The organism is Agrobacterium burrii (assembly GCF_017313405.1).
In the GTDB taxonomy this organism is placed as follows: Bacteria; Pseudomonadota; Alphaproteobacteria; order Rhizobiales; family Rhizobiaceae; genus Agrobacterium; species Agrobacterium burrii.
The window spans coordinates 515,106-535,049 of record NZ_JAFLNA010000002.1 but is presented as its reverse complement, the minus strand read 5'-3'; the positions used below and the strand labels follow the sequence as shown (position 1 = coordinate 535,049).

Here is a 19,944-nt window from a genome sequence, read left to right as displayed (position 1 = left end):
AATGGTCGACTATCGCTATCTCGGACGCAGCGCGCTGAAAGTTTCACCGCTGAGCCTCGGCACGATGATGTTCGGAGGCCCGACACCGGATGACGTGGCCTTCCGCATCATCGACAAGGCGCGCGAACAGGGCATCAACTTCATCGATACCGCCGATGTCTATCACGACGGCAAGTCGGAAGAAGTCGTCGGTCGCGGCATCAAGGCCAGTCGCGACCATTGGGTTCTGGCGACGAAATTTGTCAACTCCCATACCAAGGGCCCCAATCTCGGTGGCCATTCGCGCAAATGGGTGATCGAGACCGTCGAGAATTCGCTGCGCCGGCTCAACACCGACTATATCGATATCCTCTATTTCCACCGCGCCGTCTTCGACGCGCCGCTGGAGGAACCGTTGCGCGCCATCGCCGATCTTATCCGCGCCGGCAAGCTGCGTTATTTCGGCGTTTCGAATTTCCGTGGCTGGCGCATTGCCGAAATCTCGCATCTGGCCGATCAGCTCGGCATCGACCGGCCGGTTGCCAGCCAGCCGCTCTACAACATCGTCAACCGCACGGCGGAAGCCGAGCAGCTGCCGGCGGCCAATCACTATGGCCTTGGCGTCGTGTCCTATTCGCCGCTGGCGCGCGGTGTGCTGACCGGCAAATACCAGCCGGGCGAACAGCCGGGTGCCGACACGCGCGTCGGGCGTGGCGACAAGCGCGTTCTGGAAACGGAATGGCGTCCGGAATCTATTGAAATTGCCCAGAAGGTTGCGGCGCACGCCGCATCGAAGGGCGTTTCGGCAGCAGATTTCGCGCTCGCCTGGGTGTTGAACAACAAGTTCGTCACCGCCGCCATCACCGGCCCGCGCACTGAAGAGCACTGGAACGGCTATATCCGCGCCCTCGATGTGAAAATCGATGCCGAAGATGAAGCACTGGTCGACAGCCTTGTGACGACAGGCCATCCCTCGACACCCGGCTTCAACGATCCGAGCCATCCCGTCGAAGGCCGCGTGCCGCGTAATCTCGAGGCCGCACACCGCCCGGCGCTCAAGCCCCGCGCGGTCGCCTGATCGTCCAGACGAATATGCTTGCGGCGCAATTGTGCCGCAGGCCCTCACATCCGCTCACGGGAAAACCGCAATGTCCAATCTGAAACCACAGACAACCACCACCGACAATTCCGGCGTGCCGAGCCGTGACGAGATTCTGGCCCGGGCTAAGGACATTGCGGCTATCGCGGCCAGGGATGCCGCCCGCCGCGAGCGCCAGCGTGACCTGCCCTTCGACATCTTCGCCCTTGTTAAAGAGGCGAAGATCGGCACGCTGCGTGTCCCCGAAGCCAAGGGCGGACCGGGCGGCTCAATTGCCGATTATATTGAAGTGCTGATGATCCTCGGGGAAGCCGACAGCAATATTCCGCACGCACTTCGCAGCCATTTCAACTTCACCGAAAATCTCGCGCTGGCACCCATCGAGCTGGAGGACCGGCGGCATCTCGAACAGGTCCTCGCCGGCAAACTTTTCGCGGGCGCCAGCACCGAACAAGGCACCAAACGCCCCGGCGAAATCACCACGCGGCTGAGTGCGGATGGCGACCGCTACCGGCTGAACGGCCGCAAATGGTATGCGACCGGCACCGCCTTTGCCGATTTCGGCACCTTCAGCGCCATTGGCGATGACGAGCAGCCGATCGGCGTGCTCATTCCGCTTGATCGTGCCGGCATCACCATTCTCGATGACTGGGACAGCATGGGCCAGCGCATGACCGCAAGCGGCGGCGTGCTGCTTGAGAATGTCGAGGTGCTGCCGCATGAGCTGACGACCCGCAAGCTCGGCACCCAGATCGGCCGCCACAGCTCGGCCATGCGGCAACTGCATCTCGCCGCATCTGCCGCCGGCGCGGTTCAGGGGGCGCTCAACGACGGTGTGGAGTATGTTCTGCGCCAAGCGCGCACCACGCTTCACAGCGCTGCGGAAACCGCCAATCAAGACCCCTTCGTGCAGAAGACGCTCGGCGAAATCAGCGCCGGCGCTTTCGCCGTCAAGACACTCATCCGCGAAGCGGCCAGAACGCTGGACCGAACGGCTGTCGCCTTTGCGAATGGTGATGAAGAGGCGATAGAAGCGGCCTTGCTGGAAGGTTCGCTCGCCACCGCCCGCACCCAGATCATTGCCTCGCAGCTTTCTTTGACGGTCGCCACCAATCTCTACGAACTTGGCGGCGGCTCGGCGACATCGAGCGATCGGAATTTCGACCGCCACTGGCGCAACATCCGCACCGTCTACAATCACAATCCGCTGGCCCATAAGGCGCGGGTGATCGGCGACTATTACCTCAACGGCACCACGACCCACCTCAGGGAAGGCCGGGTGTTCTGACCATGCGGAAGATGGCAGGCGGCACAGGAGGAGCAGTAATGAGAACGGAGTTTATCGCTCCCGCCGGGAGCCGGGCGGCTTTTCGCCTGCCGACACTTTCCCGGCTGCCGCCGCTGACGGCGCTGCGCGCCTTCGTTGTTGCCGCCCGCCATGCCAGCTTTTCGCGGGCAGCGGAGGAACTGCATGTCTCGACCGCCGCCATCGGCCAGCAGGTCCGAATTCTCGAAACCCATCTCGGTCAGCCGCTTTTCAGCCGCCAGCGCGGCGAATTGCTGCTGACCGATGCCGGCAGCGCGCTTTATCCCGGCCTTGCCGATGCTTTCGAGACGATGATCGGCAGTCTTTCCGACCTGATGGTTTCGAACGCCCGGCCGCAGCTGAAGATTCTGGCGGAAGGTTGTTTTGCCGCCCGCTGGCTGGCGCCACGGCTGGGCAACATCGCATCTGCGCTTGCTGATATGGACCTTTCGATCTTATCCCTTGAGGGCGACACCATCGACCTCACTCATTTCGACGCCGATTGCGCCATTATCGCCACCCATGCGCACATCCCCGGTTTCATTCACGAGCCGCTTTTCAGCGACACCGTCAGCGCCGTCTGTACGCCTGATTTCGCCAGCCGCCACCGGCTTTGCGGCGAGCCTGACCGGCTGCGCGATCTCTCCTTTGCGATGTTGCGCGGCAATGGCGCGGACGCCGCTTTCGAATGGGCAAACTGGCTTCGCGCCTGCCGCATTCCGTTCAGGCTTTCAGCCACCGGCCCCCGTTTTTCACGCCAGACCGCGCTGATCGAAGCGATCTTATCTGGCCACGGCATCGGCCTTGCGCGCCACTCCCTGATTTCGGAAGAGCTGAAAAGCGGCCGCGTGATTGCACCTTTCGGCGCACCGCAGCCGACGGCCAGCCGTTATCACCTGCTGACCAGCCCCGACAGGCGGCGGCTGCCGGAGGTCGCATCTCTACTCGCTTTGTTGCGCGAGGATATACTCTCCCTAGAGACCGCCGCCTGAACACGCCCGTCCCACCTCAGGCGCGTTCCCTTTGCAACTCTTTGGCCGCGTATATATTTTCGGGCCGTGGCAGACCATAATGGTCGCGCAGCGTATCGCCCTCATAATCCTCGCGGAACAGGCCTCGCTGTTTCAAGATCGGCACCACCTCATCCACGAAAATATCGAACCCGCCAGTCAGCCATGGCGGCATGATGTTGAAGCCGTCGGCAGCACCCTGCCGGAACCAGGTCTCGATCCAGTCCGCCACCTGTTGCGGCGTTCCGGAAATCACCTTGTGGCCGCGCCCGCCGGCAAGCCGGTGCAGCAATTGCCGGATCGTAGGGTTTTCCCGGTCGATGACATCGAGAACCAGTTGATGACGGCTGCTATCCGCCTGCGCCCGCGTGGCTTCCACAGCCTCCTGCGGCAAGGGCTGATCGAGATCGGCCGATGAGAGGTCTATGCCGGTGATGCGCTGCAATTGCCCGAGCGAAAAGGCAGGCTGGATGAGATCGTTAAAGGAGGCCTCGAGTTTTCGTGCCTCCTCTTCGGTGGAGGCGATGAAGGGGCTGATACCCGGCAGGATTTTCACATGGGCGGGATTGCGCCCCGTGGCCGCGACGCGACGCTTGATATCGGAATAAAAAGACCGCGCACTCTCCAGAGTCTGATGCGCGGTAAAGATCGCCTCGGCATATTGGGCAGCAAAACCACGCCCCTCCTCCGAGGAGCCGGCCTGCACATAGACAGGCCTGCCCTGCGGTGAGCGCGGCAGGTTGAGAGCTCCCCGCACCCGGTAAAACTCACCTTCGTGATTGGCAGGATGAATGCGGTCGGTATCGGCGAAAAGCCCGCTCTCCTTGTCGGCGACGATGGCGTCGTCTTCCCAGCTGTCCCAGAGCTTCGTCACCACATCGACGAACTCGATGGCCTGCCGGTAACGGTCGGCATGGGGCGGATGTTTTTGCAGATTGAAATTGCCGGCCGCCGCATCGGCCGAGGTCGTGACGATGTTCCAGCCCACTCGGCCACCGCTGATATGATCGACCGAGGCGAACAGCCGGGCGAGATTGTAAGGCTCGTAATAGGTGGTGGATGCCGTGGCGATGAAGCCGATTTTTTCCGTGACGGCGGCAAGCGCCGCCAGCATGGTGATCGGCTCCAGCCGGTGGCGGGCGGCATAGCGGATATTGGCGTCCAGCACCGGCGCATCGGCAAAGAAGATCGCATCCAGCTTCGCGGCCTCGGCCTTGCGGGCAATATCCTGATAGAGCCTTATATCGGTGACGCGATGCGGCTCCGACTGCGGATGCCGCCAGGCGGCCTCATGATGTCCGCCCGGATAGATGAAGGCATTGAGGACCAGCTTTTCGGATTTTCTGCTCATGGAAATGACCTCTTATTCGCTCTGATGCGGCTTGAAACCGAAGGAGGCTCACGCCTCCTTCGTCACCCAGGCTTTGGCGAGATTGCCGCTGAGCCCCTCTGCGCCGGTCGCATAATCCTTGATGCGGACGCTGCCGACGACCGGCTGGATGGGCGAAACGAGATTGATGACGGGAAGATCTTTTGCGACGACGGCCTGAAACTCCTTGAAGAAGGCGGCGCGTTTTTCGATATCCGGCTCCACTGCCGCCGCTTCCAGCAGCCGGTCCACGTCCGGATTGGAATAATGGCTGGCATTCGAGAACGGCAGACCGATCTTGAAGTTCTTGCTCCAGTAGACGCGCTGCACACCGGCCGTCGGATCGAAGGTGTTGGAGAGGGATTCGACTGAAAGATCCCAGGCACGGTCCGTATAGACCACCTTCACATAGGTGCCGAAATCGAATTTCTGGATATCCGCTTCGATGCCGATCTTCGAAAGCGCCTGCGCGATGAAATCCGAATAGGTCTGCGGATTGAACGGGTTGGTGGTGACCCTGAGCTTAAAGCGCTTACCGCCATCCTTGCGCGGAAAACCCGCCTCATCCAGCAGCTTTTCCGAAAGCGCTATATCGAACTTGGCAAAACCGATGTCGGGATTGTGGAATTTCGCAAGGCCGGGGCTGATCGGCGTGGGCGACGGCACGGCGTAACCGTAGAGCACGGTATCGATCAGCGCCGGAACATCGATGGCGTGGGCGATGGCCTGCCTGACCTTCAAGTTCTTGAGATAGTCGTTCTCCAGATTGATCACCAGCTGGTTCTGCTGGCCGGCATAGGCATAGATGCGGTCATCCACCTTCAGCGTCGGGATGGATTTCAGCCGTTCCAGATCGGCAAGCGCCACCGGGTTGGGGCCGATATCGCCTTCCCCGGTTTCCAGTGCGGCTGCGCGTGCACCCGCATCGTTGATAAGGCGGATGATGACGCGGTCGAGATGGGGGCGCGGCGCATCCCAGTAATCGGCGTTCTTTTCCAGAAGAACATGGCTGCCCGGCACCCATTCCTTCAGCACGAAAGGACCGCTGCCGATGATCTGGGCGGTTTTCGGATTTTCGGTCGGCTTGAAGGTTTCGAAAATATGCTTCGGCACGATTGGCGATTCCGACGAGGCGAGCGCGGTGATCAGGCCCGGTGCCGGTTTGGACAGCTTCACCTTTGCGACCAGCGGGTCGGAGGTATCGACGCTTTCGACATGCGAGAACGTCGCCCGGCCGCGCGGATGGGCTTCCTTCAGCCGCAGGATCGAAAATTCCACATCCGCCGATGTCACCGGTTTGCCGTCATGGAATTTCGCTTTCGGCTGCAGATGGAAGACATATTCCAGCCCGTCGGCCGAAACGCTCCATTCCTTCGCAAGGCTGGGCTGCGGCGAAAGCTCATAATCATAGGTCAAAAGCCCGTCGTAAATCTTCGAGCCGATGAACTGCGGGCCACCCGCGCTGGTGTTGATCGCCACCAACTGGGTCGGCTCAGGGAAATATACGATCTTCAGCGTGCCGCCTGAAACGGGCTCTTCGGCAGCGGCAAAAGAACCGCCCGGCAGCGCCACGAAAGCGCCGGCGGCGAGGGCTATTTTATGAAACTGGCGTCTGGAAAAGGTCATGTCTGTCTCCGAAAAAATCCGATGTGCGGGTGCGGCAACTCAATGCAGCTGCGGGAACCCGTGACGCTCGGCGAGAATTTGCAAAATGCGTTTGGTGTCCTGAATGAAATGCGTGTCGCCCTTGGCAGTCGAGTCGCTGGGCACATCGCCGGCAAAGACGAACAGCGGCAGTGACTGGTTTTCTTCACCCACGACAGCAATGACCGCCTCACGCGGACGCTGAAAACCGACCCGGCGGATATCGATCTGCGCCGCAAGCTCTGGAAAGGCGGCAAGCAGGCCTTCGATCTGGTTACAATGCGGGCAGACGAACCGGACACCGGGGAGTTTCGGGTCCTCAAATCCGGGGGCGATCAAAAAAAGCGTATCCTTGGCCATGGCGTCCATCATTTGCGGGTGAGATTTCCAGCTCACAGTGCAGGTCGCCAAAGCGCGGGTCCAGAAAGCAATTCTTGCTTTAAAACGAAGAATTACTTTTCGCTAAATTACTGATGAAACTGATTTTTTCGAAATTTCCGTTAGTAACATCGCTGTTTCGGCCGACATGTTTCATGCGCAAAGTTTTTCTCGAAAACGGGCGTGCGGCGCGAAGGTGCAAAAAGGATGGAGGGCAGATTTCGGCAATAAAAAACCCGGCAGAATTGCCGGGTTCTGGTGAGAGGTCGTTGGCGCAAAACCTCTCCTTGGTCACGCTCGGGCCTATCCCGGGCATCTGCAATCTACAAGGCCAGGATGACTTGGCACATCCTCGGTACAAGACCGAGGAAGACGTCGAATGTGGAGGAAGGTCGTCATTACTCTCGCTCCACAGGATCGCCGGATTTGCCCTCAATCGCTCTTCCAGGCCGTCGCCAGATCGCCATAGGCAATGTCGATGGTCGTCACGAGAGACTTCAGGCTGGTGTTGCGCAGAATGACGGTCGGCAAAGCGACGATCGAGAAATTCGGCAGGTCGTCACCGGTGATTTTCTGAATGTCGTGGAATTGCGCCGCCCGTTTTGTCTCATCCACCTCGGTTGCGGCAGCGCGGAAAAGATCGTCCACCTTGGGATTGTTATAGTGGGCGGCGTTGACATAAGGCGCCGGGTTCTTGATGCCGTCCGACCAGTAGAGACGCTGCACGCCCGCCGTCGGGTCAAAAAGCCGGCTGATGCCGTTCACCGTCAGGTCGAAACCGCGTTCGGTATAGACACGCTTGATGAAGGTGGCGAGATCGCCTTCAACGATGTCCACCTTCACACCGAGCTTGCCGAAGGAGGAACGCAGATATTCAGCTGTTTTGCGGAAGACGTCGGATGGCAGGAAGGCCAGCCGCAACGAAAAACGGGTGCCATCCGCGCCTTTCGGATATCCCGCCTTGTCCAGCAACTCGTTTGCCCTGGCCAGATCGAAGGGATAGGTGAAGGGCTTTTCATCATTATAGGCGGTGAAGACGGCCGGAATGTTTGAACCAGCTGGTTTGGCTGTTCCGAAGAAGATTGCATCGTTGATGAAATCGCGGTCGATGGCATGGGCCAGCGCCTGCCGGACCTCTTTTTTCGCAAGGATAGGGTTCTCCAGATTGAACTCGAAGATGGCGGCATTGTTGAGATAGGCGTCGGTATAGACCTCCACCGCAAGTTTCGGATTTTGCCGCAGGCGCTCCAGATCGCTGTAGGAAACATCGGCTGTGTAATCCGCCTCGCCGGTTTCCACCGAGATGGTGGTGGAGGCGGCATCGGCGACAAAGCGCGCCACGAAACCGTCGAGATAGGGCAGATCGGCCTGCCAGTAATTCGGGTTCTTCTTGAGCTTCACATAGCTGCCGCGTTTCCATTCCTCGAAAACGAAGGGGCCGGTGCCGATGGGCGCATTGCCGTTCGGGCTTTCATTGTAGTTTTCCGAAGCATAGGCATGGGCCGGCAGGATGGGCGTTTCGCCGCCCGTCAGCGCCCGCAGAAGGTAGGGTGCGGGTTTGGAAAGCACCACCACAGCCGTCAGCGGATCGGGTGTTTCGATATCGGCAATATTGGCAAAGGTGATGCGCCCGCGCGGGCCGACCTTCTTGAAGGCCAGCAGCGAGAATTTCACATCCTGCGACGTGAAATCCTTGCCGTCATGCCATTTGACGCCCTTGCGCAGCCTGAAAGTGTGGCGCAGTCCGTCGGCCGATGTTTCCCAGTTTTCGGCCAGAACCGGATGCGGCTTGAACTCGCTGTCGAACCGCACCAGCCCTTCGAGGATTTTCGTGGAAATGGCGCGGGTGCGTGTGTTGGAATCGGAAAGCGGCACCAGCGTCGTCGGCTCGCCAAGACCCGCAAGAGTGACGATCCCGCCCTTTTTCGGCGCCTCCGCCGCCACTGCCGGCAATGATGGCAACAGGACAGCCCCGCTCAGCGCAGCGGCCAGAAGCAATGTCTTACGTCTTGTAATATCCATGGATGTTTCCTCTTGCAGACTCGTTTTCAAATTTTCAGACAGCCTTCAGCCGGGTTTCCACCAGCCGGGCAAACAGGGTGGCCCCAACCGGAAGAATGGCGTCGTCAACGATGAAACCGGGATTGTGGGCCGGCAGGGTGCCGGAATGGCCAAGGGTGAAAAACGCGCCGGGCGCGTGTTTCAGGAGATCGGCGAAATCCTCGCTGCCCATGAAGCGGCCCGGTTCGGTGGAAACGCGCTCATCCCCGAGCACCTCGCGCGCCACGCCGGCAACGATGTCCACCGAAGCGTTGTCATTGGTCAAAACCGAGAATATGTCGCGAATATCCACCTCGGCAGTCAGGCCGTAAGCCGCGGCGATGTGATCCGAGATGGTGCGGATGCGGCCCCGAATGGTTTCGCGCACGCTGTCGGAGAAGGCCCGCACGGTTCCGGCAATCGAGGCCGTTTCGGGAATGACGTTATAGGCCGATCCCGCCTCGATGCGGGTGATCGACAGCACGGCAGGATCAGTCGGCGGTACGTTGCGGCTGACGATGGTCTGCAAGGCCTGAATGAGTTCCCCCGTGGCCGGCACCGGATCGCGCGCGACATCCGGATGGGCCGCATGCGCGCCCCTGCCCTTCAGCCGGATATCGAAGAAATCCGCACCCGCCAGAATGGTGCCGGGCGAAACCTTGAGATGATTGGGGGCTGCATGGGAGGAATTGTGCAGCCCGTAAATCTCGTCAACGGGAAAATCTCTAAACAGCCCATCGGCGATCATGGCGCGCGCGCCGCCAAGACCTTCCTCGGCCGGCTGGAAAATGAAGACGACCGTGCCGGCGAAATCGCGGGTTTCCGCCAGATAACGGGCGGTGCCGAGCAAAATCGTGGTGTGCACATCATGCCCGCAGCCGTGGAACTTGCCGGGATAGACCGACGCATAGGGCAGCCCGGTTTCCTCCGGCATCGGCAGGGCGTCCATATCGGCCCTGAGCCCGATGGAGCGATTGCCCGCGTGGCGGCCGCGCAGCACACCGACCACGCCGGTCTTGCCATAACCACGATGCACCTCGATGCCCCAGGAAGCGAGCTTTTCAGCGACGATGCCTGATGTGCGCACCTCCTCGAAACCGATTTCCGGGTGCTGGTGCAGATCGTGGCGGATGGAGACGAGTTCGGGAACATAGGTCCCGATCCGGTCCAGAATTTTCGGTGCTGGTGTTTTGACGGGATCGACGGCAATATTCACGGTATCTCCTCAGGGCAAAAAATATCGTTGTCGCAATCTCGGCGATTGCGAGGTGCAAGCTTGGGAACTGGAAAATCGGGGCGGAAGAGGCGTTAGAGCCTCAGACCCGCCTCTTTCATCAACGGCAGAATGCGCTCGCCGAAATAATCGAGGTCTTCGCGGAAATCGTAGAAATTCAGCTGCACGCCATCGATGCCAGCCTTTTTCAGGCTGACAAGCTGCTCGACCACCTGTTCCGGCGAACCGATGATTTCGATATTGCCACCGAGATTGCGCCCCTGTTTATGGCGCGCATCGCCGCGGCCACGCCAGGCATGGGCGTCGCTGTCGTAATTATTGGTGGCGAAGGCGCGGGTGCCGGACTGCGGTTTTCCCGCCTCGATGGCATCGGCATAGGCGAAAGCCTCCCTCTCCGTATCGCGGCTGACGATGATCGGATTGATAAGCGTCTTCACCTGCCGGCCATAGGCCCTGGCGCGGTTCTTGATGGTGGCGACATGATCGGGAAGCGTTTCCAGCGCGCTGTCGATATGCGCGCCGCCGGGCGAAGTGACGAAGACCAGATCGGAATGGCGGGCGGCGAAATCGATGCCGGCCGGCGAACCCGTCGCGGTTACCAGCGGCGGGCGGCCAAAGGCGGGTTTCGGCGTTATCCAGCCATTATTGATCGCCCACGGATTGAGCTTACCCTCATAGGAGAAGTTTTCGGTTTCGCCCCACAGCCGGTGAAGCACATCGAACAATTCACCCGCCATATCGTAGCGCTTGTCGTGGTCGATGCGCTGCCAGCCGAACATTTCATGTTCGATGGCGCGGTGGCCGGTGACGATGTTGATGCCCCAGCGTCCTTTGGCGATATGATCCAGCGTCGCACCGTATTTGGCGAGATGCAGCGGATGCAGAGGCCCGTAAAGCACATGGATGGTGGAGATCAGCAGAATGCTCTTGGTCACCGCCGCCATGGCGCCAAGCGCGATGAAACTGTCGAGCGAGGATTCGCCGTCATAACCGCCCTTGGGCAGCCATTGCGTGCGGCTGAAGGCGATTTCGAAACCAAGCTCTTCCGCCCGCTTCACCAGTTCAACGTTGTAATCGAACGTCCAGCTGTTGCTGGTCGGCAGGCTGGAGAAATTGATGTCCTGAAGATTGAGGAACAAGCCCAGCATCAGCGGCTGTTTTACCGCCCGGCTGAGCGGGCTGTCTTCGAAATCGGCCGGACCTTTCAGTTCGTGGCCATCTCGCAATGGGACAGTCAGCGCCATGTCTTTTCTCCCTCGGAATGATCGCCCTGCGGGGTGAGCGCAGCCAGCCGTGCGCGCAGATAACCTTCCACCCCACGGGGCAACCGACCGGTAATCTGGTGAATATTATCGTTGATGGAAGCGGCGAGACCTTCGCGGATGAGCTGGCCGAATTCGCCTATCGCTTTCTGTTCGAACGCGCCGATATGGGGCGGAAAGGCCGGGACGTTGTGCGATACTCCGACCGGACGATGCAGGATACGAGCAGCGATGCGCGCAATTTCCAGCGCCGTCAGGGCTTCGCCACCGGTCAGCACCAAAGGGCCGGCAAGCGGCGCGCTAGCGGTCAGCGCTTCAACAGCCACATCGGCAATATCGTCGGCATCGATGAAGGAGACAGCCGCATTGCCGAAACGGGCGGGCACATCCTCTCCCCTGCGCAGCGCGACAACAACGGGCTCCAGCGCCACCTGCATCCAGGCATTCGGCCGCAGCACCGTGTGCGCGATGCCGCTCCCGGCCAGATGCGTTTCCACCTGCGCATGGGCCGCACCCGAGATGGAGCGCGCGGGGTGCTCAATGGTCCAGTCGGAGCCGGATATTTTCACGATCCGCAACACGCCGGCAAAGAGAGCCGCATCGATGACTGCATTCTGGTCTGTCGCCAGCGTTTCACCGATGGGCGAAAGCAGGAAGACCGTTTCTACGCCACGCGAGGCATTGTTCAGGCTGGCCGGATCAGAGAAGTTTCCTTCGGCAATATCCACCCTGTCGCCCCAGAGCTGGAGCGCTTCCTCACGCCGGCGGGTCAGCGCCCGTACCTTCACCTGCTTTTGCAAAAGACGGCTGACGACACGTTGGCCTAGCTTGCCGGTTGCGCCGGTGACAAGAATGGTGGCTGTCATGACGCCCTCACTTTCCCGCACGGCGTTGCGCAGCATCCTGCAATAAAGAAAGGGCGCGTGGATCGGCCCACTCCCGCACATCGAAATCATCGGGGATGAATTTCCATTCCAGCAGGAAATCCTTGAAGTGGCTCAGCGCCTCAAGCTCGGCCGGATCGAGATCGAGCCGCAAATTGCGATACACATCCGCACCATTGGCGGCCAGAACCGCCTCCTCGCTGACGCCGATCTCGCGGGCGATGAAACGCACGGCTTCCGCCGGATTATCATTCGCCCATTGGGCCACTCGCTGCACAGTGGCCACCAATTCCGCCACCAGATCGGGCCGCTCGTCGGCAAAGGTGGCATCCACGGTCAAGGGACGCGGCGTGCCGTTGTTGATGCGGATTTTCGGATCGGCATGAAACCCCGTCGATACGACGACCTGCGCGCCGATGAGATTGGCGACGGTGACGCCTTCTGCACCCTTCACGAAAAACGCATCGATATGGCCGCGGTGCAGTGCTGCGATTTCCTCGCCATAGGGAAGCCGTCGGCGCAGACCATGGAACCGCTCATCCGTCGGCCCAAGCAGCACCGGTTCCCTTGCCGTCAGATCGATCAGCTCGACATCCGCAACAGAGAGGCCGGAAACGGTCAATGCCGAGACGATACCCTTCAGGGACGTCGCGCGCTGAAAATCGATGGTTTCGTTCGGTCGTTTCGGCAGGCCGACGCGCCGCCCCTTCAAATCGCCGCCCTTGCTAATTCCACTTGCCGGCAAGGCGATGACGGCCTGAAATTCGTCGGTTCTCGTCAGCCCTACCAGCCGCGTCTGGCGGCCGCCGGCCTTCGCCCAGATAGGGGGAATATTGCCGCCCTGGCGGAAGGACCAGTCCAGACGGTGATCGAAATGGCTTTGCCTGATAGCCGGATCAGCCGCATCGCGAATGGAGGAAACAGAGATGCCATGACCGGCGAAACGTTCCTCGATCCAGCCAAGCTGCACCGCGATGGAAAGCGGCGTTGGCGCCGGGCAGCGTGTGTACCACAGCGTCACGGGTTGGGTTGCTTGGCGAAGGGCGGCATCAGCCATGGCGTTCGTCCTCGAAATTGCGATCTGAACAGCACGCTACACGCCGCAGGATATTTTCTATAGATAAAGTGTACTATTTAGGAGGGCGTTAAGGAAATTCGTTTCCATATCGCGACCGTTCCGGAGGGAAGACAGAATATCCTTTCGATAACAGGAGCATTTTCGGTGAAATAATCGTCCGCGCCTCGACCACCTCCCCCTTCAACTGCTGGCCGGATACGACGGCCCGCGAAAGTTTTTCTTCTCCGAGCGGCAAGGATTTTTAACTCGCGACCGCAACCCCGGCTGTTACGCTTCCCGACAATTGCACCGGCCGCAGGCCGGAAATCCAACACGGGCTGAAAAGAAAAAGTAAAAACATGAGCAATACCAAACGCCGGCTCAATCTCAATGTCGGCATCAACACGACAGGATATCTTCCCAATGCCTGGAAATATCGCAGCGGCGACCGGCACGATATCAACGATATCGGCTATTACCGGCGGCTGACGGAACTGGCGCATAAGGGCCGGTTCGATGCCGTTTTCCTGTCCGATCATCCGGCCTTGCTGACCGACCCGACCAGCCGGCCGTTTCACACCATCGATCCGCTCATCCTCTCCACATCGCTTGCCGCGCAGGTTCCGGATATCGGCTTTGTAGCGACAGTGTCCTCCACCTATAATTCGCCCTATAATTTTGCAAGACGAACGCAATCCATCGACGTCGTCACCGGCGGTCGGTTGATCGTCAACATCGTCTCCAACTTCAACCCCAGTGTCGCGGCCAATTTCGGCAACGACCCGCTGCCGCCGCGCAGCGAACGTTATGCCAAGGCCACCGAATTTCTCGATGTCGCAAAGAAACTCTGGTCAAGCTGGGACCCACGCCGCGAAGGCGAGGTACCGGAAGACCGCTTCTGGGATGCGACGACCGCCGAGACGATCGATCATGAGGGGGCGTTCTTCCATGTCAAAGGCCCGCTCAACGTGCCGCGCGGGCCACAGGGGCATCCCGTCATCGCCCAGGCCGGCGCTTCCGAAGGCGGCATCGATCTGGCGGCGCGCCATGGCGAGATCATTTATTGCAATATCCTGTCCCGACCGGCAGGTCAGGCGTTCGGTAAAAAGGTCCGCGACCGCGCCGTCTCTTTCGGCCGCGATCCCTCCGGCATCCGCATCGTGCCCGGCCTCGTCGTCATTCTCGGCGAGACCCGTGACGAGGCGCTTCGCAAACACGAACTTTACAGCGGAACCGGCTCGGAAGATGGTCTTCTGGCACGCTTCGCCAGGGAAAACGGCATTGATCCGCGCGATTTTGATCCCGACGTAAAACTGGATGGCGAGCGCTTCATTCCAGACCAGAACCGGCAATGGGCAGTTGGTATGGGGCTTGGCCTTTCCGAGTTGCTGACCCATGAAAAGCTGACCGCCCGCGAGGCCGTGCGCCGTTCCGAAGGACACCACCGGTTGCTGCTCGGCACGCCGGAAGAGGTGGCGGACGGCATTATCGACCTGTGGCAGGATGGCACGGTGGATGGCTACACCTTGCAGCCGCCGCGCGCACCGGACGATATTGCCGAATTCGTGGAAAAGGTCGTGCCGGTTCTGCAGGATCGCGGCGTTTACCCGCGCGAATACGAAGGTGCGACGATCCGCGACCGCTATGGTCTGCCCTATCCCGATTGAATGGCAGATGCGGCGCTGTTGAAGCGCCGCAGGTCCATCTCCAACCGTCTCCCGCTGCAAGCGGGAGTGGCTGACGTCAGGGACATATTATTGCCCCGCCGCCACTTTCAAAACGGGCTGTCCGCCGAAAAACTGCGGTACGACGGACGCGAAATCCGTGACGATCTGGCGATAATCTTCCGGCTGGAACTCATAGGGCAATTCCAGACGGAATTCCGTGACATGCGGCAGCACGGGGTCGTGCGACAGCTTTTCCAGAATCTCCTCAGTCGTGCCAACGATATCGGGCAGGAAAAGTGTGCGGCGCGCACCATGCGGTGTGGTCGTGCGCTTGTCGCGCTCGGCAACGAATTCCGCATAACGGCGGCGCGTCGCGGGGCTTGCGCTATCGGTCGGCAGGATCACCCGTCCTAGCGCGACACGCGGCTGGCGCTCATGCGCCCATTCCTGCCGGAAGCGGGCAACGAGAGCCGCCTGCGCGGTCAGAAAATCATCGGTATTTTCACCGCTGACGATGTTGCCGGTCAGGAGATTGAAGCCTGCCTTGCCAGCCCAGCGAGCGGAATTCTGCGATCCGCCGCCATACCACAACCTGTCGGTCAAACCCCTGGCAAAGGGCCGGAGGCGCGGCACCTGCGCGCCGGCCGCATTGCCGGCTTCCGTGTCACTGGACAGGGGTTCCGATCTCAAGGCCTTGGCCAACTTCTCAGCGCGCGCATGGCTGTAATCCGCATCGGCAACGGGATCGACATAATCCGAGATGAGATGGGCAAAGGGCGGCGCGCCCACGGAAACGCCGACATTCAGCCGCCCGCGTGACAAGATATCCACCGTGGCGAGATCTTCGGCCAGCCGGAACGGGTTTTCATAACCCAGTTGGATAACGGCGGTGCCAAGGCCGATCCGCTTGGTGCGCTGTGACGCCGCCGCGAGAAAGGTGGCCGCCGAGGATACGCCGCGTTCCAGATGGCGCTGACGCACCCAGGCGCTGTGATACCCCAGCGCCTCCCCGGCTTCGAAAAGCTGCAGCGTTTCCTCCAGCCCCTGTGCGGGGTCATCATCGTTATAATTGCCGGGAACCAGAAAGGCGAAATGGGAGATATGGGAAAGGGGCATAGTGTGCGTCCGGGAATAGTTGCTGACAAAGATGGGCTCAGGCGGCATTCTTCCGTGCCGCGTATATTCAGCAGAATGCACGATGACGGGCGCGGCTGGCACGGCATGGTCTTTTATAGTCCCGGTCATTGTTGAAAGATCGTTGCGCGATTTAATAGTCTACTAAAATTATAGGTTATTTGCGACGACCCTGCCGCGTCCTGCTCTTTACTTCCCCCGCCGCTTCGCAGTTTCTGCCAGCCACAAAGCCGGTCTGGATCACGATGCCAGATATGAGCTACCCGACAAAAAACTTGATTTCCGCCCCAAACATGTAATACAGATTATCATACATGTTGACAAATAACGCGGACATGTATGACATTGCAGCAACCACGAAAGCTGCGATACCTGCATGAGGGAGGAATTATGATCATCACCGACGTCGAGGTCCGTGTTTTCCGCACGACGACCCGTCGCCACTCGGACAGTGCCGGTCACGCACATCCGGGTCCGGCGCATCAGGTGGAACAGGCCATGCTGACCATCCGCACGGAAGATGGGCAGGAAGGCCACTCCTTCACCGCACCGGAGATCGTTCGCCCGCATCTCATCGAAAAATTTGTCAAGAAGGTCCTGATCGGCGAGGACCACCGGGACCGGGAACGGCTGTGGCAGGACCTCGCCCACTGGCAGCGCGGCTCGGCGGCACAGCTGACGGACCGGACGCTGGCGGTGGTGGACTGCGCGCTCTGGGACCTCGCCGGCCGCTCGCTCAATCAACCTGTATACAAGTTGATCGGCGGTTATCGCGACAAGGTGCTCGCTTATGGCTCCATCATGTGCGGTGACGAGTTGGAAGGTGGGCTGGCAACGCCCGAGGACTATGGTCGTTTTGCCGAAACGCTGGTGAAGCGCGGTTACAAGGGTATCAAGCTGCACACCTGGATGCCGCCGGTCAGTTGGGCGCCGGATGTGAAGATGGACCTCAAGGCTTGTGCGGCCGTTCGCGAAGCTGTTGGACCCGATATTCGCCTGATGATAGACGCCTTCCACTGGTATTCCCGCACCGATGCGCTGGCGCTGGGGCGTGGCCTCGAAAAGCTCGGCTTCGACTGGATCGAAGAGCCGATGGATGAACAGTCGCTGTCCTCCTACAAGTGGCTCTCCGACAATCTCGATATTCCGGTCGTCGGCCCGGAAAGTGCGGCCGGCAAGCACTGGCACCGCGCCGAGTGGATCAAGGCCGGCGCCTGCGATATCCTGCGCACCGGCGTCAACGATGTCGGCGGCATCACCCCGGCGCTGAAGACCATGCATCTGGCCGAGGCTTTCGGCATGGAATGCGAAGTGCATGGCAACACGGCCATGAACCTGCATGTCGTTGCCGCCACCAAGAATTGCCGTTGGTATGAGCGCGGCCTCTTACATCCCTTCCTCGAATATGATGATGGCCATGACTATCTGAAGTCGCTGTCGGACCCGATGGACAGCGACGGTTTCGTGCATGTTCCCGAGCGGCCGGGCCTTGGCGAGGACATCGATTTTACCTTCATCGATAACAACCGGGTGAGGTAACGGGCGATGAAAACGGTGCTCGCCTTTGGAGACAGCCTCACCTGGGGCGCGGACCCGGCAACGGGTCTCCGCCACCCGGTCGAACATCGCTGGCCGGAGGTTCTGGAAACCGGGCTTGCCGGAAGGGCAAAGGTTCATCCGGAAGGTCTTGGCGGGCGCACCACCTGTTATGACGACCATGCTGGCCCCGCCTGCCGTAACGGCGCGCGGGCGCTTGAGGTCGCGCTTTCGTGCCACATGCCGCTTGATCTCGTCATCGTCATGCTCGGCACCAACGACATCAAGCCGGTGCATGGCGGGCGGGCGGAAGCCGCCGTTTCCGGCATGCGACGGCTGGCGCAGATCGTCGAGACCTTCATCTACAAGCCACGAGAGGCGGTGCCGAAACTATTGATAGTCGCGCCGCCGCCCTGCGTTGCAGGCCCCGGCGGAGAACCTGCTGGCGGGCGCGATATCGAACAATCGCTGCGGCTTGCCCCGCTTTACCGCAAACTTGCGACCGAACTCGGACACGCCTTCTTCGATGCCGGATCGGTCGCCAGCGCCTCGCCGGTGGATGGCGTGCATCTGGAAGCGTCCGCAACGGCGGCAATCGGCCGGGCGCTTGTTGCACCCGTCAGAGACATTCTTGGCTGATCACGCAAAGCCTTTGGAGGAACCAGGCGCGCGTGGATCGAAACTTGGAAGGCCGTATGAACCGGCCGCATTGGGAGGAAAGATGAAACATTTTCTTGCAACCGCAGCGCTTGGCGCCTTGTTGATCGGCGCCATGCCGCTCAGTGTTTTCGCCGAAACGCCGAAAGACCAGCTTATCGTCGCCACGACCATGAGCAATATCCTGACCCTCGATCCCGCCGCCATCACCGGCCGCGAAACGGTGCAGGTTCTGAACAACGTCTATGACACGCTGGTCGTGCTTTCGCCTGAAGATCGCAGTGTTCAGCCTCGCCTTGCCGAACGCTGGGAAATTGCCGAGGACCGGAAATCGATCCGTTTCCATCTGCGCGCCGATGCCAAATTCGCTTCCGGTAATGCCGTGACGGCAAAAGACGTGGCCTGGAGCCTGAAGCGCCTGCTCGCCCGCAATCTGGCGCAATCATCCTTCCTGAAAACCCGTGGTTTCAAGCTGGAGGAGGCCGACAAGCTCTTCGTTGCCGAGAACGACCAGACCTTCGTGCTGAATATTCCGAAAGCGGACGACCCCAACCTGCTCTTGATGATCCTCGGACAAAATGGTCCCGGCTCGATCATCGACAGCAAGACGGCGCTTGAGAATGAAAAAGACGGCGATCTGGGTGGCGCATGGCTGACGCTGAATTCCGCCGGCTCCGGCCCTTTCAAGCTGACCCAGTGGAAATCCAACGAATATATCATCCTCACCCGCAACGACGATTATTGGGGTGAGAAAGCCAAGATGAAGCGCATCCTCATGCGCCATCTGCCGGAATCGCAGTCGCAGCGCCTGATGCTGGAAAAGGGCGATATCGACGTCGCCTACTCCTTGCAGGCCCCCGACCTGAAATCGCTTGAGGCCGACAAGGCCGTCACCATCGAATCCACCCCCGGCTCCGGTTTTTATTACCTCAGCGTTTCGATGAAGGATGAGAAATTCGCGAACAAGAAGGTGCGCGAAGCGCTGCGTTACCTGATCGATTACGACGGTCTCGACAAGGCGGTGATGCCCTACTATGGCAAGCTGCATCAGCGCTCGCTCAGCACCGGCGTGATGGGATCGCTACCGGATCAGGGCTACAAGCTCGACATCGCAAAAGCCAAGGCGCTTCTGGCTGAAGCCGGTTATCCCAATGGGTTCAAGACGACGCTGCGCGTGCTTTCGGAAGACCCGTTCATGAAGGCGGCAACGGCGATCCAGAACACGCTGGCGCAGGCCGGCATTCAGGCCGAACTGATCAGCGGCTCCGGCGACCAGATTTACGGCGCGATGCGCGAGCGCAACTTCGAACTGCTGCTCGGTCGCGGCGGCGGCGGCCAGCAGCCGCACCCGGACAACAACCTGCGCTCCATCGCCTATAATCCCAACAATGCCGACGACGCCAAGCTCACCAACTACCAGAGCTGGCGGACGAGCTTCTTCGATGAAAAGCTGAACAAGATGATCGAGACAGCCCTTGTCGAGCGCGACCCGGCCAAACAGGCGAAACTCTACGAAGATTTGCAGGGCTATATGGACGAAATCGTCATGTCCATTCAGCCCTTCTCCGAAGTCATCGACACCGCCGCTTTCCGCAGCGACGTCAAGGGCATGGTCGTCAGCCCCTGGCTCTCGCGTTTCGAAAGCGTCAGCAAGGAGCGGTAATCGGCCGACATATCTACCCATGAAA

16 protein-coding genes are annotated in these 19,944 nt (G+C 60.2%); 7 read left to right on the top strand and 9 right to left on the bottom strand.

Annotated features, from left to right (window positions below; translation table 11 throughout):
* The first annotated feature begins 1 nt into the window (after position 1).
* From JZX89_RS05995 to JZX89_RS05985, 3 genes are all read left to right on the top strand, one after another.
* Positions 2–1,057, top strand: a complete 1,056-nt coding sequence (locus JZX89_RS05995; protein WP_207133400.1) for an aldo/keto reductase — start codon at positions 2–4, stop codon at positions 1,055–1,057.
* 70 nt (positions 1,058–1,127) lie between these two features.
* Complete coding sequence (locus JZX89_RS05990; RefSeq protein ID WP_174373707.1) at positions 1,128–2,366, top strand: acyl-CoA dehydrogenase family protein; 1,239 nt, start codon at positions 1,128–1,130, stop codon at positions 2,364–2,366.
* Positions 2,367–2,404: 38 nt separating this feature from the next.
* Positions 2,405–3,376: a LysR substrate-binding domain-containing protein gene (locus JZX89_RS05985; protein ID WP_174373708.1), complete on the top strand. Its 972-nt coding sequence runs from the start codon at positions 2,405–2,407 to the stop codon at positions 3,374–3,376.
* Between the two features lie 16 nt (positions 3,377–3,392).
* On the opposite strand, the gene JZX89_RS05980 is transcribed toward JZX89_RS05985, so the two are convergent.
* The 8 genes from JZX89_RS05980 to JZX89_RS05945 form a co-directional block, all read right to left on the bottom strand.
* Complete coding sequence (locus tag JZX89_RS05980) at positions 3,393–4,745, bottom strand: LLM class flavin-dependent oxidoreductase (RefSeq protein ID WP_207133399.1); 1,353 nt, start codon at positions 4,743–4,745, stop codon at positions 3,393–3,395.
* 48 nt (positions 4,746–4,793) lie between these two features.
* The gene (locus JZX89_RS05975; protein ID WP_207133398.1) at positions 4,794–6,389 is read right to left on the bottom strand and encodes an ABC transporter substrate-binding protein; all 1,596 of its coding nucleotides are present in this window, start codon (positions 6,387–6,389) and stop codon (positions 4,794–4,796) included.
* A gap of 39 nt (positions 6,390–6,428) precedes the next feature.
* Positions 6,429–6,779: a DUF3088 domain-containing protein gene (locus JZX89_RS05970; RefSeq protein ID WP_207133397.1), complete on the bottom strand. Its 351-nt coding sequence runs from the start codon at positions 6,777–6,779 to the stop codon at positions 6,429–6,431.
* Positions 6,780–7,217: 438 nt separating this feature from the next.
* Positions 7,218–8,807, bottom strand: coding sequence for an ABC transporter substrate-binding protein (locus JZX89_RS05965; RefSeq protein WP_207133396.1), 1,590 nt, complete (start codon positions 8,805–8,807; stop codon positions 7,218–7,220).
* Positions 8,808–8,841: 34 nt separating this feature from the next.
* On the bottom strand, positions 8,842–10,041 hold the full coding sequence (locus tag JZX89_RS05960; protein ID WP_207133395.1) for a M20 aminoacylase family protein: 1,200 nt from the start codon (positions 10,039–10,041) through the stop codon (positions 8,842–8,844).
* Positions 10,042–10,133: 92 nt separating this feature from the next.
* Positions 10,134–11,303, bottom strand: a complete 1,170-nt coding sequence (locus JZX89_RS05955) for an LLM class flavin-dependent oxidoreductase (RefSeq protein ID WP_207133394.1) — start codon at positions 11,301–11,303, stop codon at positions 10,134–10,136.
* Positions 11,294–12,187 carry an NmrA family NAD(P)-binding protein gene (locus JZX89_RS05950; RefSeq protein ID WP_207133393.1) on the bottom strand — a complete coding sequence of 298 codons (894 nt, stop codon included), beginning with the start codon at positions 12,185–12,187 and terminating at the stop codon, positions 11,294–11,296. The genes JZX89_RS05955 and JZX89_RS05950 overlap by 10 nt, the downstream gene beginning before the upstream one ends.
* A 7-nt stretch (positions 12,188–12,194) precedes the next feature.
* On the bottom strand, positions 12,195–13,262 hold the full coding sequence (locus JZX89_RS05945) for an ABC transporter substrate-binding protein (protein ID WP_207133392.1): 1,068 nt from the start codon (positions 13,260–13,262) through the stop codon (positions 12,195–12,197).
* 359 nt (positions 13,263–13,621) lie between these two features.
* Here JZX89_RS05945 and JZX89_RS05940 point away from each other — a divergent pair, with 359 nt between their 5' ends.
* Complete coding sequence (locus JZX89_RS05940; RefSeq protein ID WP_207133391.1) at positions 13,622–14,929, top strand: NtaA/DmoA family FMN-dependent monooxygenase; 1,308 nt, start codon at positions 13,622–13,624, stop codon at positions 14,927–14,929.
* Positions 14,930–15,016: 87 nt separating this feature from the next.
* Here the strand turns inward: JZX89_RS05940 and JZX89_RS05935 are convergent, their stop codons facing one another.
* Positions 15,017–16,045 (bottom strand): LLM class flavin-dependent oxidoreductase, encoded by a 1,029-nt coding sequence (locus JZX89_RS05935; protein WP_207133390.1) that lies wholly within the window; start codon positions 16,043–16,045, stop codon positions 15,017–15,019.
* 408 nt (positions 16,046–16,453) lie between these two features.
* Between JZX89_RS05935 and JZX89_RS05930 the strand changes: the two genes are divergently transcribed.
* The 3 genes from JZX89_RS05930 (at position 16,454) to JZX89_RS05920 (ending at position 19,919) form a co-directional block, all read left to right on the top strand.
* Complete coding sequence (locus JZX89_RS05930; protein WP_207133389.1) at positions 16,454–17,602, top strand: mandelate racemase family protein; 1,149 nt, start codon at positions 16,454–16,456, stop codon at positions 17,600–17,602.
* A gap of 6 nt (positions 17,603–17,608) precedes the next feature.
* Entirely contained in the window at positions 17,609–18,238 is a 630-nt protein-coding gene (locus tag JZX89_RS05925; RefSeq protein WP_207133388.1) for an SGNH/GDSL hydrolase family protein, read from the top strand.
* An 82-nt stretch (positions 18,239–18,320) separates the two neighbouring features.
* Positions 18,321–19,919, top strand: coding sequence for an ABC transporter substrate-binding protein (locus JZX89_RS05920; RefSeq protein ID WP_207133387.1), 1,599 nt, complete (start codon positions 18,321–18,323; stop codon positions 19,917–19,919).
* Positions 19,920–19,944: the final 25 nt, after the last annotated feature.

What these genes read in the sequence shown, in the direction of transcription:
- JZX89_RS05995 (WP_207133400.1), top strand. Translation starts at nt 2, where the DNA reads ATGGTCGACTATCGCTATCTCGGACGCAGCGCGCTGAAAGTTTCACCG.
- JZX89_RS05990 (WP_174373707.1), top strand. Translation starts at nt 1,128, where the DNA reads ATGTCCAATCTGAAACCACAGACAACCACCACCGACAATTCCGGCGTG.
- JZX89_RS05985 (WP_174373708.1), top strand. Translation starts at nt 2,405, where the DNA reads ATGAGAACGGAGTTTATCGCTCCCGCCGGGAGCCGGGCGGCTTTTCGC.
- JZX89_RS05980 (WP_207133399.1), bottom strand. Translation starts at nt 4,745, where the DNA reads ATGAGCAGAAAATCCGAAAAGCTGGTCCTCAATGCCTTCATCTATCCG.
- JZX89_RS05975 (WP_207133398.1), bottom strand. Translation starts at nt 6,389, where the DNA reads ATGACCTTTTCCAGACGCCAGTTTCATAAAATAGCCCTCGCCGCCGGC.
- JZX89_RS05970 (WP_207133397.1), bottom strand. Translation starts at nt 6,779, where the DNA reads ATGATGGACGCCATGGCCAAGGATACGCTTTTTTTGATCGCCCCCGGA.
- JZX89_RS05965 (WP_207133396.1), bottom strand. Translation starts at nt 8,807, where the DNA reads ATGGATATTACAAGACGTAAGACATTGCTTCTGGCCGCTGCGCTGAGC.
- JZX89_RS05955 (WP_207133394.1), bottom strand. Translation starts at nt 11,303, where the DNA reads ATGGCGCTGACTGTCCCATTGCGAGATGGCCACGAACTGAAAGGTCCG.
- JZX89_RS05950 (WP_207133393.1), bottom strand. Translation starts at nt 12,187, where the DNA reads ATGACAGCCACCATTCTTGTCACCGGCGCAACCGGCAAGCTAGGCCAA.
- JZX89_RS05945 (WP_207133392.1), bottom strand. Translation starts at nt 13,262, where the DNA reads ATGGCTGATGCCGCCCTTCGCCAAGCAACCCAACCCGTGACGCTGTGG.
- JZX89_RS05940 (WP_207133391.1), top strand. Translation starts at nt 13,622, where the DNA reads ATGAGCAATACCAAACGCCGGCTCAATCTCAATGTCGGCATCAACACG.
- JZX89_RS05935 (WP_207133390.1), bottom strand. Translation starts at nt 16,045, where the DNA reads ATGCCCCTTTCCCATATCTCCCATTTCGCCTTTCTGGTTCCCGGCAAT.
- JZX89_RS05930 (WP_207133389.1), top strand. Translation starts at nt 16,454, where the DNA reads ATGATCATCACCGACGTCGAGGTCCGTGTTTTCCGCACGACGACCCGT.
- JZX89_RS05925 (WP_207133388.1), top strand. Translation starts at nt 17,609, where the DNA reads ATGAAAACGGTGCTCGCCTTTGGAGACAGCCTCACCTGGGGCGCGGAC.
- JZX89_RS05920 (WP_207133387.1), top strand. Translation starts at nt 18,321, where the DNA reads ATGAAACATTTTCTTGCAACCGCAGCGCTTGGCGCCTTGTTGATCGGC.